This is a genomic window from Pseudomonas syringae (assembly GCF_000737245.1).
Lineage (GTDB): Bacteria > Pseudomonadota > Gammaproteobacteria > Pseudomonadales > Pseudomonadaceae > Aquipseudomonas > Aquipseudomonas syringae_J.
This window is the reverse complement of record NZ_JPQU01000109.1, coordinates 1-14,352: the sequence shown is the minus strand read 5'-3', so window position 1 is coordinate 14,352 and position 14,352 is coordinate 1. Positions and strand designations below refer to the sequence as shown.

Sequence of the window (14,352 nt, the reverse complement as noted above, 5' to 3'; positions counted from 1 at the left end):
CCTGCGATGGTGAGTCCAGTTTTTTTCACGACTGCTTTGCAGCCGATCGCGAGCAAGCTCGCTCCTACAGGGACCGTGTTTGCTGCGCGACAGCGCGGCGTCAAAGACGGGGCGGCTTTACCGGTTGGCAGAGACAAATTTGCGCTGCTAGCATCCACACCGTCATATCTCGCAGTCCTCGAAAATAATAACGAACAGGGAGTTTTTAATGACCGCATCGGCTTCATCTGTCCAACAGCAAGCCCTTCCGCAACAGGCCGACAGCAGTGTACTGGCCCAGGTGCGCAATCACATCGGCCACCTGACCCTCAACCGCCCGGCAGGCCACAACGCCATTGACCTGGGGATGGTGCGCAGTCTTCAGGCGCAGCTGGATGCCTGGGCGCAGGATGAAACGGTGTATGCGGTGATCTTGCGCGGGGCCGGGGACAAGGCCTTCTGTGCCGGTGGAGACATTCGATCGCTGTACGACAGCCACAAAAATGGCCAGACCCTGCACCAGGAGTTCTTCGTCGAAGAATATGCCCTGGACCTGACGATCCATCGTTATCGCAAGCCGGTGGTCGCGCTGATGGACGGTTTCGTTCTGGGCGGCGGCATGGGGCTGGCTCAGGGCGCTGACTTGCGGGTGGTCACCGAGCGCAGCCGTCTGGCCATGCCGGAAGTGGCCATCGGTTATTTTCCTGACGTCGGCGGCAGTTACTTTCTTTCACGCATCCCGGGTGAGCTCGGGGTCTATCTGGGTGTCACCGGGGTCCACATCGGCGCGGCCGATGCGCTGTACTGCGGCCTCGCTGATTGGTACCTGAAAAGCGAATCCCTCGCCGAGCTGGATCAACGTCTGGACCGCCTGCAATGGCGCAAGCATCCGCTCAAAGACTTGCAAGGCGCACTGGCGAAAATCGCCAGCCAGCATTTGCCAGACCCACCCCTGGAAAAACTGCGCCCGGCCATCGACCACTTCTTTGCCTTGCCGGATATCCCCAGCATCATTGAGCAATTAAAAGAGGTCACGGTCATCGACAGCCACAGCTGGGCCTTGGCGACTGCCGCGCTTATGGAAAGCCGCTCGCCGCTGGCCATGGCGGTGACCCTGGAAACACTGCGCTGCGGTCGTCATCTGATACTGGAAGACTGCTTCGCCCTTGAGTTGCATCTGGATCGCCAATGGTTTGAACGTGGTGACCTTATTGAAGGCGTGCGCGCCCTGATCATCGACAAAGACAAGAAGCCGCAATGGAATCCGCCCAGTGTCGAGGCCTTGAGCGCCGAGCACGTGCGGAGTTTTTTCAGCGGCCACGGAGAGTGACCCATGCACGATATCGAACTTAGCGAAGAACAAGTAATGATCCGCGACATGGCCCGGGACTTCGCCCGCCACGAGATCGCACCCCACGCCCAGGCCTGGGAAAAAGCCGGCTGGATTGACGACGCGCTGGTCAGCAAGATGGGTGATCTGGGTTTGTTAGGCATGGTGGTGCCCGAAGAATGGGGCGGCACCTATATCGATTACGTGGCTTACGCCCTGGCGGTGGAGGAAATCTCCGCAGCCGATGCTGCCACCGGAACGCTGATGAGCGTGCACAGCTCGGTAGGTTGTGGGCCGATCCTGAATTACGGCAGTCAGGAGCAGAAACAGACCTGGTTGGCGGAACTGGCCAGCGGCCGGGCGATAGGCTGTTTCTGCCTGACCGAACCCCATGCGGGCTCTGAAGCGCACAATCTGCGCACCCGCGCAGAGCTGCGTGACGGCGAGTGGATCATCAACGGCGCCAAGCAATTCGTCAGCAATGGCAAGCGGGCACAGTTGGCGATTGTGTTCGCGGTAACCGACCCTGAGTTAGGCAAAAAAGGTTTGTCGGCCTTTCTGGTGCCCACTGAAAACCCCGGTTATGTGGTGGATCGCTCCGAGCACAAGATGGGGATCCGCGCTTCGGATACCTGCGCGGTCACCCTGAACAATTGCCGCATTCCCGCCGCCAATCTGCTGGGCGAACGCGGCAAAGGCCTGGCCATTGCCCTCTCCAATCTCGAAGGCGGCCGCATCGGGATCGCCGCCCAGGCGCTAGGCATCGCCCGCGCCGCGTTTGAAGCCGCCTTGGTCTACGCCCGTGAGCGCGTGCAGTTCGAAAAGCCGATCATCGAACATCAAAGCATCTCCAACCTGCTGGCCGACATGCACACCCGCATCAATGCAGCACGTCTGCTGATCCTGCACGCGGCGCGGCTGCGCAGTGCGGGCCAGCCGTGTCTGTCGGAAGCCTCCCAGGCCAAACTGTTCGCTTCGGAAATGGCCGAGTCGGTGTGTTCCAAGGCCATCCAGATTCATGGCGGTTATGGCTACCTGGAAGACTACCCGGTGGAGCGCTACTACCGCGATGCGCGCATCACCCAGATCTACGAAGGCTCCAGCGAAATCCAGCGCCTGCTGATCGCCCGGGAGCTGAAGCATTATCTGGTTTGATGCAACAACGCAGGACCTGGAGCGCACGAGCCACGCGAGGCCGCGATGGCGGTGTATCAGAAAGACCGTTATCGCGGCCTCGCGCTGCTCGGTGGTGCGCCACCCCGGTCGCTCCTACAGGGATCGTAAATTCCCTGCGTCACTCCCTCGGCAAAAACCGCTCGCGTCCAAGCAACGTTACCAACAACGCAACGGAGTCGGCGTTGTTCAAAATGACCCTGGCCCGCGTCCCGGCGTCATGTATGAACCTGTCCCGTGCCGCTTCAAGGTTGCGGGTGCCAGTAATTTTAAGAATCTCGTTTTTGACGTTGCCATCGACGGCCTGGAAGTCCCGCCATCCATCGTCATCTTCAGTCCTGAATAACTCGTCCCGCAGCGCCAGGTGCGACAGGTTTTGCTGGGACTTTTCGTACATCAGCTTCATGCGCGCGCGATAGGCACCGGTGTCTTCGATCAGATCGAGAAACGGCACGTTGGCCGCCACATAGGCAATATCGTGGGTGCCGCTGGCAACATGTGATATTTCATGAATCAGGGTCGTTGCCCGGTAGTGCGTTCCCAGGTTGAAGCTACCCCGACTGAAGACCAATGGCTTGAGTCGCACATTTGGCGGCCGGGAGAAAAACCGTTCACTGAGGAATATCCTCATCTGTGGGTCGCCCTCGAAAATGAACGCATTGGTCTGCTCATTGCCGACCGTATTGGTGCCGACCACAAACCGCTGGGATGAGTTCGGGGAGAGCCTGGGGTCAATCAGGTGCACGTAGATGTCCGCCAGAATTTGTTTGATGGGGATGACCGAAACGTTACCCAGCGACCGCACCCCAAAGAAATCCTTGATGATGCGTGCGGTGCGAGGGTCGAGTTCGCTTTGCGGGTTAGCCAGGGTCAGGTTATTCAAGGCGTTTTCCAAGTACAGTCTGGCCAGCGCATGGGCTTCGCGAATCTGCAAGGCCTTCTGCGGGAACATACGCTCGATTTCCGCGATGCCGCTGGCACTGGTGACAAAAACGTCTTCGATGCTACGCGTAGCGGTGTGGGTCCTCAGCCGGGTGACCATGGAACCGTCATGCCTTTCACCCACGTCTGAATCAATGACCCAACGGTTACCAGCATCGCGCTTTATGTGCGGCCCTTCTTCTACCCCCTTAACCACGCACCAGCCGCTGCGGGTGGTTTTTACCTCATACACCTTACCTAGCACCGCCGCGTACTGTTTGAGCCTGATGTTGTCCTGAAAGACATTCAGGGCGCGGTCATGCTGCAGGCTGCTGAGCGAGACATCATGGGCTTCGAATGGCTGCAAGCGGCCGTCCGGATCAACTTGCAACTGCGGGTCATGCCAGCGCGGCGCAGCCATGTCATCGGCAACAGCCGAATCATCCGCCCGCTGCATACCGCCCTCTTCCAGTTGCTGACGGGAAGCAATCAGCACGGCGAGCGCTGTCGTAAATTCGGCGGTTGCCTGGCCCCAGTGCTTGTCCGTCGCCGATTCCAGCGAGGCATTCAACAAATCCCGCGCCTGGAGCAAACCAATGATCCCGCCGATTCGACCGGGCATAAACATAAGCACCTGCTCGCCCCCAAGTCCCAACAGGAATCTATTCTGCGCACTGTCGTCCTGGGCATTACTCACGCTTCGCTTGCGCGCGTTGATGAGTATCACCTGCTCAGAGGCACGAAGCAGGCAATGCAAGACATTTTCCTGCAATGGCTCGATCACCAGCTTGGCGTGCTCCGGATGGTATTCAGACAAATCCGCCAGGCCGCCAGTACCCCAGGCCATTAGCGGCTGCAGGGTGCTTGCCCATTTGTAGACAAGCTGCAGAGCCGGATCGAGCCGGTCATTGAGCATTGCCTGGAGTGCAGTGGAGGTCTGCAGCGCGTTCAGGAATTCGGTCTGCCCGGCATACTCCTTGAGAAAAAACTCATCGTCGGCAGGCGCATGCAGAATCCATGGCCCCTGTGTCTGGTCGGCCGGAGTGATCAGATAAACCGCTCGCACAAAACCGGCAGCGGAATCGTTGCCGGCAACCAGTTTCAGCGGGCTGAAGGTAATTGCTCGCCCATCGACCGGCAGACGGGCCAGACCGTCAGGCATGCTGATCACATTCTCGACGAAATCATAAGCGGTGCTGCTCAGTTTGCCTTGCAGCTTGAGTCGGAAAGCCATTAGAAGCAGTCCATAGGGCGCCTGCTCTGTGAATTGACTCAAGCGATTGGCGTAGTCAGGGGCGTTTTCGCTGAACGTTTCCCCCAGATATTGCTCGTAGCCGGCACCGACATCCAGCGTACGGACCATCTCCCGGATATAGGCGGCATCCAGAGAGTCAGGCAAGGGCGTGCCGTCGTCGCACGAGACGCGCAAGGTCGCATCCTGAAAACATGAGAACCGATTGATCGCGAATTGGGTCAGCGATTCGCTGATCACAACGGTCGCAGCGGGAATCGACGACGGAATATCCCCGGTTCCAGTGGGGGCAGCGGTATAGCGAGTAAGAGTGATGGATATCTGGTCAGGATCCAGTTGCACACTTGGAAAGTCCTGAAGCAGACGTTGCCTTAGATGATCCAGGGCGTACTCGTCCAGACTGGAAACCACCGGTATCAATTTTCGCGAACTGTACAACTGGTCAAAGCGCACTAGCAGTTTTCTGAATTTCCACAGATCGTGACTAGTCGCTTTGCTCAGCCATTGCGGAATGTGTTCGGAAAGCACCATCAACTCCAGTTGCACGCCAATAGCGTCAATCGCCGTGCCTGCCTTATCGTCAAGCGCGCTGGACATCAGCATGCTCACAAACAGTCCGGCATCTACCTGCCAGTCCAGCGCCATCTCATAAGCAGCATCGACAGTCAGCAATTGCCTTTGCCGCTCGCCGCTCTCCAGATGTTCGAGGAAATGCCCCTCGACACGGGCCAGACTGATGGTCAGGTGCTGTGCGGCACCTTGCTTCAGATAGCGGCTGATTTTTTCCCGATCAACCGGGTTCATGAGGCTAAGCCATCGCTGACGCGATCCCGGGAAGGCCAGACGCGCATTGAGATCAAGCTCCAGTTCAGTGAAGCTGTCGAACTCGCGCAGTCCCGCTACGGCTGTCCACAGCAGCGGTTTGCCGTCGCCATACAACGGTTGCTGCAACACAAAGGTGTTGCTCAACACCACCGGTGGCTGGCGGCTGTCGTAAACCAGCAGCGGAACAGACACCTCCGTAGCCTGGAAGCCAAATGCCTGACGCAAAGAGAAGACAGGTCGGTCCAGTACCTGCTCAAGCATCTGCAAGCTTTGGTCGCTGATCTTGCCATTGATGCGCTGGATGCTTAGCTCCAGCCGCAGTAACCCTTCCCTGATCCTGCGAGCCCCATGAGCCGGGATCACCGCAGGAGCCTTGATCTGCTGTTGCCCACTGCGAACGTTGCGATTCAGTCGTCGATATTCCTGGGCGAAGGCTTGCTGTGAACGGTCCAAGACATGATTCAGCACGTCCGGCGTCAACCATGGCAGATGCTGCTCGTAGGCAGAGTCAACAGGGTCGATATAGACCTGGAAATCCTGGGGCAACGCTGCTCCGCTACGCCCGCTGACTCGCTCAAGCAACAGCACGGTCAGACTGACGACGCCGCCGTCGTCATCGCGAATCCACATTCGCCGCGCATCGATATCTGCGTTGTGCAATACGCAAAGATATCGGTTCAGCAGCGTGCGAGCACAATCAGCAAGGCCTGGCCGAGCCTCGGAAATGACATCAAGACGACTCCGTGCATCACTCAGATAATCGCTCCAGGGCTTCATCGTCTTTTTGTCGAAGCCCTTGCCAATATCAAGCCTCAGTCCTGCAATCTTTGCAGGCGCATTGAACGCTGCCCAGTTGCTCTCCGACGTCGTCATGGCCTCACTCCAGAGGCCAGAGCCAACCCGAGGCGCAAGGCGAGGGTCAAGCAGGTCGAGAATATTCAACGCATCGCTGACCGCCAGCGCCGCCTGTGCGGGCGACTTGAATGAGCGCTTGAGGACGCTGGACAGATCACGCTTCTGCAGGCCGATGACCGAGTCGAGGGTATTTCTCAGCGGGGCTGCTGCTACCGGGTCCAGACGCAGGTGCAGGCTCTGATGCTGAGGGCCATGGGCGCGCAGCAACGGATGATCGTTGACCGAGGTGTAGTCGAATATCTCCGCACGCCCATGGATCCCGGCAAAGTGCTCGGTCAGTGTGTCGATATCGGCAAAGCGTCCCAGTCCACGCTTCGAGCTGTACAGGAACAGCGCTGGCTGCGCTCCGGAAATGACTTCGATCAGAAAGATACCGACCAGCTTGACCGGCTCCTGACTGCCTATGGCCACTGAAAGCCGAAAAACCTTCACCTGTTGCTTCCAGCCCTCCCCTGCAAGGCACAGGGTTTTCAATGCAGCGTATTCGAGCGCGGTGAGCGTGGCATCGTGTCGGCCAGCCAGCAGATGCTGAACAAAGCGCTCAGTTAAAACCTGTCCGGCAAACTCTCGGTGGGTCACGCCCTCTCCGGCCACCGTGAACCAGTAATCCGCCAGCAGCGTTTCGTAGACCGCGACCACACCGCCGCTAACGTCCGCCAGCGCTTGCTGCCATGGCCCCGCCTGTTCGGGGTTCAACTCCCGACCTTCTGCGTCGAGCCATTGCTGCCGCAGGCCGGAGGGCAGAGCTGCGCCTGCGAAAGTTTGCAAGGCCATCTCCACCAGGCTCAGCGTGCCCAGGGTCAGGTCTTGCTGCCTGATTTGCCCGAGATGACTAAATACGTTGGTTTCGTTACCGGGCAACCGGGCCGCGATGTTCAGTTGCAGTGCCTTGCCCAGCGCCGTTGGCAGAGACGGCAAGCGCAACAAGCGCTCGTTCATGTGCTGAAGCTGGTGCACCTGTTGATCAACAATTGCCAGCATGCGCTGTCGGAAGAAATCTCCCTCGATCCGCTCGTACTCCACGCTTTTCAGATCACTGAGGGGCAGCGAAAAACGGGCAGTCAACGCCGCCAATAGCAGCTCGCGGCTGTCGAACCGTTGCAAACCGTTGACTACGGAGCTGAAAAAAATCTCGCCGGAAGTGGCTGCTGCATCACTGATCAACAAGGCTCCCGCCAGCTCAACGTTCATCAGCCCGCCATCCTCGCGTAACAATCGATCAACTCGAGGCGCAGCGACGTCCTTCTGTGGCTCGCTGAGCAGCGACGCCAACCATAGGGCCTGCTGAGCGCTGATGTGCTCGGCTGCACGGGCGTCCTCGATGTCCTGACGGAATCGGGCGCTGAGGGATTCGGAAAAAAACCAGGGTAGTTGGGTACCTGACATGGACAAGTTCCTTTTGCGATGAAAGCCCATCACCACAGGGGTAATGGGCATACGAAGCCAAGGAGCTTATCGAGCATCAAGAGACGGGCTGCGCTACATAACGCAACTGATCAGCGTGAACTGGTAATGGTTTCATCATCACCCGGTTCGGGCAAAACCTGCGAGCGTCCCAGGTCCATCAACAGTGCCGCCACAGAGTCGGCGTTGCTCAAGATCACTTCGGCACGTTTTTGCTCATCGTTGAGGAATACATGGCGCGCGTCAGCCAGATTGGTTGTCCCGGTAATACGCAAAATGACCTCTTTCATCGCGCCATCGCGCTCGACAATATCCCGCCACCCCTCCCCGTCATCTATGCGAAACAACCTGTCAGCTGGTGTGTTATGGGACAGTGCCGTAGCCCGCAGACTTCTCAGCTGATCCCGAATTACCTCGGTTTCGGCCCTGCTGTCATCCAGAAAATCTGCAAACGGCGCCGAAGAGTCCAGGTCGGCAATGTCGTGGGTATTACCCGTCTGATGCGCCAGTTCGTGAATCAGCGTGCCGGCCCGGTAATGAGCCGCGACGTTGAAGCCTGAATAGAGCGCATTGCGGTTAAGCGTGAATTCAGGCACTTCAAAGAAGAGCTCAGTCAGATAGATTCGCTTTTGCGGATCCGATGTTGAAATAAAAGCGGCTGTGGATTCGTTCCCGGGCCTGTTGGTGCCCACTACGTAACGTTGGGAAGAGAGGGATGCCAGCGAAGGATCTGTGATGGCCAAATATAGCTTTGTGGCCTTTTTTCTGACCATGGATTGCAAGACCGGATTAATCCTGGTCAAACCAAAAAACTCACGAAGCAGGTGATTCGCCCGCCCTTGTACGAGGCCACCACGCTTGGGGGGAGTCAGGTTGAATACGCCATGAGAAGCTGCTCCATGAATAGTCCTGTTGTCCCAGTTCGACCACCGGCGGCTCCTGCGGCGGACTCACGTGGATCGCCAGCTCTGATTCAACGTTCCGGCGGCTGACCACTAACACGCCCAGCGCCGCAGTAAACTCCGAAAGCGCCTTGCCCCAGTGACGGGCATAGGCCGAAACCGCCGAGGCCTCGAACAAGGTATGGCTCTGCCACGCGGCCAGCAGCAGGCCGATCTTGCCGGGGACAAATGAGAGCACTTGCTCAGCGCCCAGCCTCATCAGTCGGACCAAGGATTTCCAGTCATCTTCCGCGGTGGTTACCGTTTGCTTGCGGCATATGTCTTCAAGCACCTTCAGGGTCTGATCGAAAAGAAACTGCAAGACATTGCCGGATACGGGCTCGCCGACCAGACGGACCGGCCCGGGTGTCTCAGTCGGGCCGTCCATATAACCTTCGGTGCTCCATGGAATATGCGGCTCACGAAACCCGCCATGGTCGTAACGTTTGCGCAGCACTGGATCTATGCGCCCCAGAACCAGCGTTTGCAGGTCGCCAGGGGTTTGCAGGTCAAGCAGCAATTGCGCCTTGCTGGCGTACTCCTTGAACGTGAAGGCTTCATTGAACACGGCATGCACAATGATCGGCCCTTTGCTCTCATCCCTGGGGCCGATCAGGTAAACACCCGGTACAGGGTCCGGCCGCAAACCGCTGGCAGCCAGCAACAGCATGGGCCGCAACGTCGCCTGCTGACCGAGTGTCGGTTGTCGGGCTAGGCCATCCGGCATGTCCAGAAGGTGCTGCAGATAACCCCAGGCATCAGCACTGAGTTGTTTCTGCAGTTTCATTTCAAAGGCCAGCAGCAACATGCGCGCCGGTATTTTCGCCATGAAGCGACTCCGGCCCAGCTGGTAATCCGGGCTGTCGGCAACCATCTTGGTCATGAGTAGATTGCGATATTGCTGCCCCACATCCAGGGTGCGAACCAACGACTTGAGATAGCCTGGGGGGATGAACTGCGGAATCGGCAAATCATCGAGCAACTTTATGACCAGAACGGCTCCAGCCACATTGCTGAAATGATTCAGAGCAAACTCTGTCAGGGTTTCGCTGCTGACCACGGTCGCTGCGGCAACCGAAGAGGGTGTTTCGCCGGTCGGTACCAGAGCGGGCACATACTGAGTGAAGGTCACCATTATCCGGTCCGGGTCCGGTAGCTGATTGGGATAGTCAGCGTTAAGGCGGTTGATTAACTGGGCACGAGCGAAGCCTTGCAGCGAAGGAAGGCCCGGCAGAAAGACCGTGTTCGGATCATCACTCTGGTAATGACGCTCCAATAGCCGGACATAAGTGCTCAAGTCGTCCAGCGAGGCATCGCTCAGCCAAGGCGGGAGCATGCTTTGCAGAGTTTGACTGTGAGCAGCGACCGAGACTGTGCTCAAGGCGCGGCTCATCCGCTCGTCATCCACAGCCACGCGGGTAAGGCGCTTCAGCATCTGGGCAGACATCGAGCTACGCACTGCCCGGCTCAGCGCCTGCTGAACGTTGCTGTACTGACGTTGGTATTCGATATGCAGCAACGCGTCGACGAAATCGCTGTCGATCCGGTTGAACTGTAACCCCAGGGGCGCGTGGTCTGGCAGCTCAAGATAAGTCCGGATCTGGCTACGCTCCGGTTCGCTGAGCAGTCCCAGCCAATATTCACGACTCGAACCGGCAGCCAGGCGTCGATTGAGGCGGTCCTTGAGTGCGCCAAAGGATTTGAGGACCTCGATACCCGATAAAGCCGACCAGTACAACACATGCTCATGGCTATGCAGGGGGCGATGCAGGATAAAACAATTGCTCAATAACGCCGGGGCTTGTTCGCTATCGCGCTCCAGATAAACGCTGTAGACCTCAACCTGCTCATCGCCCTGCGGCAAACGCATGCTGCGCACAGGGTAATTGAGCGCCTGCTCAAGCATCTTCAAGACGGGCCGCTCGGCTTTGTGCATCCGTTGACTGAGCTCACATTGCTGGCGCAACACGTCTTCCAGAAAACGCTTGGCAACATTGACCGGAATAATCTGCTGATGGGCCGAACGCAAGGGCCCGGAATAACGCTGCCAAAGCCGACTCAGAAAAACGCCGACGACCCGGGAAGAAACGCGCTCCAGCATCAGATTGATAAAGTCGGTCGCAAGTATGGGCAGCGCTTCAGGCTGCGCCGGTCCGGGCAATACTCTGACAATGGCAGCCGATTGCGGGATCGGTTGCGCACGATAACCGCTGAGCTTGTCCAACATCAGATCGACCAGTGTCTGCGGTATTGAGGACTGGTTTGAGGCCTGGACGTCGGATCCAACCTCGTTGCTTTCATCATTGAGGGAGGCGGCATCAGGCCAACGCACTCCTATGCTTTTCGCGTTCAGCGACGGCTCGGCAAACATCGCCAGATACTCGTCGAGCATCTGCCCCGCGCACTCACCCAGATCGACATGGGTGCCATCAAGCCATTGAAGGGTTTTCTCCAGTTCTTCGATCCGTGCTATCCAGGGCAGCGCGGGCGGTGGGGGATTCGATGGAGTCAGCACTTTGGCAGGCGGCGACGCTGGCGGCCAATGCCGGGCAAAAGCCACAGGCGCGCGCAACCAGCGCCCACTGGTGTCGAACGATGCAAGTCGGCAGTCGATCAGGTGACGGACGTCCAGTGCATCATCAATGTGAGCGGCGGCAGAGTCAGCATCGGAAAACGTCCCTGCCAGAACAAAACCAAGGTTGCGCTTTTGCAGCCCAATGATGGCCTCGACGGCGTCGGCGAACAGCGGTTGCTCGATTTCATACGTCTCGACTTTCAGATCGCCATCGGTGTTCAGCAGCGCTTGATCATTGAGCGATACGTGAAACTGCAACTCATCACGTCCCGCCGCTGTTGCATAGTGGTCGGCCAATGCTTTCAAAGTCGCGAAACGCCGGACGCCGTGCAATGCGCAATAGATAACCAGATCAGGCAATGGGGTACCGGCAAGCAGTATCAGCCCCACCAGCTTCAAGGGCGGTCGATCCTTGATCACCAGCGCCAGACGTTTGCCCGTGACCGAGGGTTCCCGACGACTGGCCACCGGATCGAGCACGCTACTCAAATGAGCGAACTCCTCGGCCAACAGACTGCCACCGTGCAGCCCCTTCAATAACGCCTGACGAAACCCGCCTGCCAACCCATGCGCCGCCAGCATTCGCCGAGTCTGCCCCCAGAAGTTCGGCTGCTGCCAGTAACCGCTCAGCAACCGCTCATAGACCGGGGTCAAGCCGCTTACAGCGTCCGATAGCAATTTGTCGTAGCGCTTGTCATGAGTAGCATCGATGACCTGGCCATTACTGCGCAGGTATAAACGACGAGAAAACGGCGCAGGCTGGCTGATCAGCACATCGGTGGCAGCCTGGACCAGCGTCTGATTGCACGCACTCAGAGTTGAGGAACCCTTATCAGCCGCAAACCATTGCACCTGTGGCAGCGAAAGGTCGCTAGCGACATCGGGCAATAGTGTATCGGTGTGCTCCCGGACGGCCTGCGTCAGCGCCCACTGCAGCGAAGGCATATCCTGCAGATGAGCGGCCAGATCACGCAGGCGCGCCACCTGTTGATCGATGATCGCGCCCATCCGTGGCCCGAACAGATCACCTTCAATCAACTCACACTCAAAGGCTGGTTTGTGATCGGCTGGCGTGTAGCTTTCAAGTGCGTTGAGCAACGCGATGCGATCGTCGAATCGCTCAAGGCCGTAGAGCAAAGTATCGAGATAAACCACGCTGGTGCCGGATTCGGCAGAACTGATCAGCAGCGCACCGGCCAACTCATCACAGATCAGCAAATCATCTCCGCTGACCAGACGATCGACACGCAGCCCGGAGCCGCGAAACGCTTCGGACTCAGGTGAGTCGAGGAGAATTTTCAGCTGCCTGTATTCTTCGTCGCTGATAAGCCCTGTACGCCACGCGCGGGCGAGGCTGGCGGTAAATCGCGACTTGAGAGACTCGGCGTAAAAATACGGGGTAGGAACAAGATCGGATGACATAAACACTCCCGGTAGACTCTCGCCGCCGCATTACGACAGCGAGAAGAAAACGAGAGCTTATCGACCGGCCACCCAGGGCAGACGGTACATAAAGCAGGGTTCGGGTAATCCCCTTGAATCAGGCTTTTTTGTTCTGCTCCACCCAGGCTGCATAGGCATTGATGAAGGTTTGCAGGAACGGTTTGGTCTGCTCCGACAAGGCACCGGCGGCATCGAAGAAGGTCCCGGCATTGCCCAGGTACGCTTCCGGCTGTTGCAGGCACGGAACGTTGAGGAACACCAGTGACTGGCGCAAGTGATGATTGGCACCGAAACCACCAATGGCGCCCGGCGAAGCACTGATTACCGCGCCCGGCTTACCACTCCACGAGCTTTTGCCGTACGGCCTCGAACCCACGTCGATGGCGTTTTTCAGCGCGCCTGGAACCGAGCGGTTGTATTCAGGGGTGACGAACAGCACCCCGTCCGCTTCGCCGATCTGCTGGCGGAACGCTGCGTAAGCTGGTGGGGTTGAGGTGGCGGTATCGATGTCTTCGTTGTAGAGCGGCAGATCACCGATTTCGACAATCTTGAGTTGCAGATTCGCGGGAGCCAGCGCCGCCAGGGCCAGGGCGATTTTCCGGTTGATGGAATCCACACGCAAACTGCCTACAACTACCGCGATTTGATACACCTGACTCATGGAGACTTCCTTCAGCAAATGACAAGAGCCAATAGTTATAGATTAAGTTGGCGCCAAGGTGCAGATTGCGCAGCCCATGACAGGGAATAAAAGCACAAAAGCAACACTGCATGAGCGGGGTTATTTTTTTTACATCGGCAAACTCGCCCTGAAAAAAACGGTCTACACCGCTTGAGTGCACACGGGCCACGAAGATTTGCCCACGCGGTGCCGGATACCAGCACAGACGTTCAACGCTCAGTGTTAGCATGCGAGCGTAAACAAACGGTTACATCCAGAGGTTACAAAGCAAATGGCTTCAGTTTTGGTTGGACAGTTTCATGCAAGAGACGCCGAAGGTCGTGTGTATTCAGTGCATGAATTCCGGGAATCACAGCTTACCGAGACCGAAACTGGCGGCGCTGAGCCTGTTTCAACCTATCGCCTGGCAATCGGCGACCGGGTCACTCATTTGGGCGGGGACGATTTTCAGCTGGTCCAGTCCGGCGTCACCATGACGCGTACGTCCTGATAGCAGTGCTCTGCGAGCTTCGGTGAGCCCTGTGGGAGCTGAGCTTGCTCGCGAAGAACGATAATGCGCTGCTCCTGCAAGACCGAGATCCCTGTAGGAGCCGAGCTTGCTCGCGATAGGGTCTGGTGATTGGCCATGAGAACTGCAGTGGCCTTTTACCTGAGATGATTTCGTGTACATATCCATTGCTGCGGTCATGGCCACTTAGGGTTGCGCTTTTACAGCGCCTCACATTTAAGCGTGTATAGACCGGACACATCGCTCCCACAGTTCAGATCGCGTTCTCTCTGTTGGAGCCGGGCTTGCCCGCGATAAGGCCAACGCGGTATGCCTGAAAGTCTGCGGCGCCTGAATCGCGGGCAAGCACCGCTCCCACAGTTCAGATCGCATTCTCTCTGTTGGAGCCGGGCTTGCCCGCGAAA

7 protein-coding genes are annotated in these 14,352 nt (G+C 57.9%); 3 read left to right on the top strand and 4 right to left on the bottom strand.

The features are described from left to right. The first annotated feature begins 208 nt into the window (after positions 1 to 208). Both IV01_RS00735 and IV01_RS00740 read left to right on the top strand, forming a co-directional pair. Positions 209 to 1,309 carry an enoyl-CoA hydratase/isomerase family protein gene (locus IV01_RS00735; RefSeq protein ID WP_032631892.1) on the top strand — a complete coding sequence of 367 codons (1,101 nt, stop codon included), beginning with the start codon at positions 209 to 211 and terminating at the stop codon, positions 1,307 to 1,309. A gap of 3 nt (positions 1,310 to 1,312) precedes the next feature. After that, positions 1,313 to 2,464, top strand: coding sequence for an acyl-CoA dehydrogenase family protein (locus IV01_RS00740; protein ID WP_032631891.1), 1,152 nt, complete (start codon positions 1,313 to 1,315; stop codon positions 2,462 to 2,464). 139 nt (positions 2,465 to 2,603) lie between these two features. On the opposite strand, the gene IV01_RS00745 is transcribed toward IV01_RS00740, so the two are convergent. The 4 genes from IV01_RS00745 to IV01_RS00760 all read right to left on the bottom strand — a co-directional run bounded on the left by IV01_RS00745 (position 2,604) and on the right by IV01_RS00760 (position 13,419). Further along, positions 2,604 to 7,781, bottom strand: coding sequence for a dermonecrotic toxin domain-containing protein (locus tag IV01_RS00745; RefSeq protein ID WP_032631890.1), 5,178 nt, complete (start codon positions 7,779 to 7,781; stop codon positions 2,604 to 2,606). 110 nt (positions 7,782 to 7,891) lie between these two features. Then, the gene (locus IV01_RS00750) at positions 7,892 to 8,581 is read right to left on the bottom strand and encodes a hypothetical protein (RefSeq protein ID WP_154232298.1); all 690 of its coding nucleotides are present in this window, start codon (positions 8,579 to 8,581) and stop codon (positions 7,892 to 7,894) included. Positions 8,582 to 8,612: 31 nt separating this feature from the next. Beyond that, a complete protein-coding gene (locus tag IV01_RS00755) occupies positions 8,613 to 12,737 on the bottom strand; it encodes a dermonecrotic toxin domain-containing protein (RefSeq protein WP_032631888.1) in 4,125 nt (1,374 codons plus the stop codon). A gap of 118 nt (positions 12,738 to 12,855) precedes the next feature. Then, positions 12,856 to 13,419: an NADPH-dependent FMN reductase gene (locus IV01_RS00760; RefSeq protein ID WP_032631887.1), complete on the bottom strand. Its 564-nt coding sequence runs from the start codon at positions 13,417 to 13,419 to the stop codon at positions 12,856 to 12,858. A 292-nt stretch (positions 13,420 to 13,711) separates the two neighbouring features. On the opposite strand from IV01_RS00760, the gene IV01_RS00765 reads away from it, so the two are divergent. Next, positions 13,712 to 13,930 carry a hypothetical protein gene (locus IV01_RS00765; protein WP_032631885.1) on the top strand — a complete coding sequence of 73 codons (219 nt, stop codon included), beginning with the start codon at positions 13,712 to 13,714 and terminating at the stop codon, positions 13,928 to 13,930. The last annotated feature ends 422 nt before the right edge of the window (positions 13,931 to 14,352 follow it).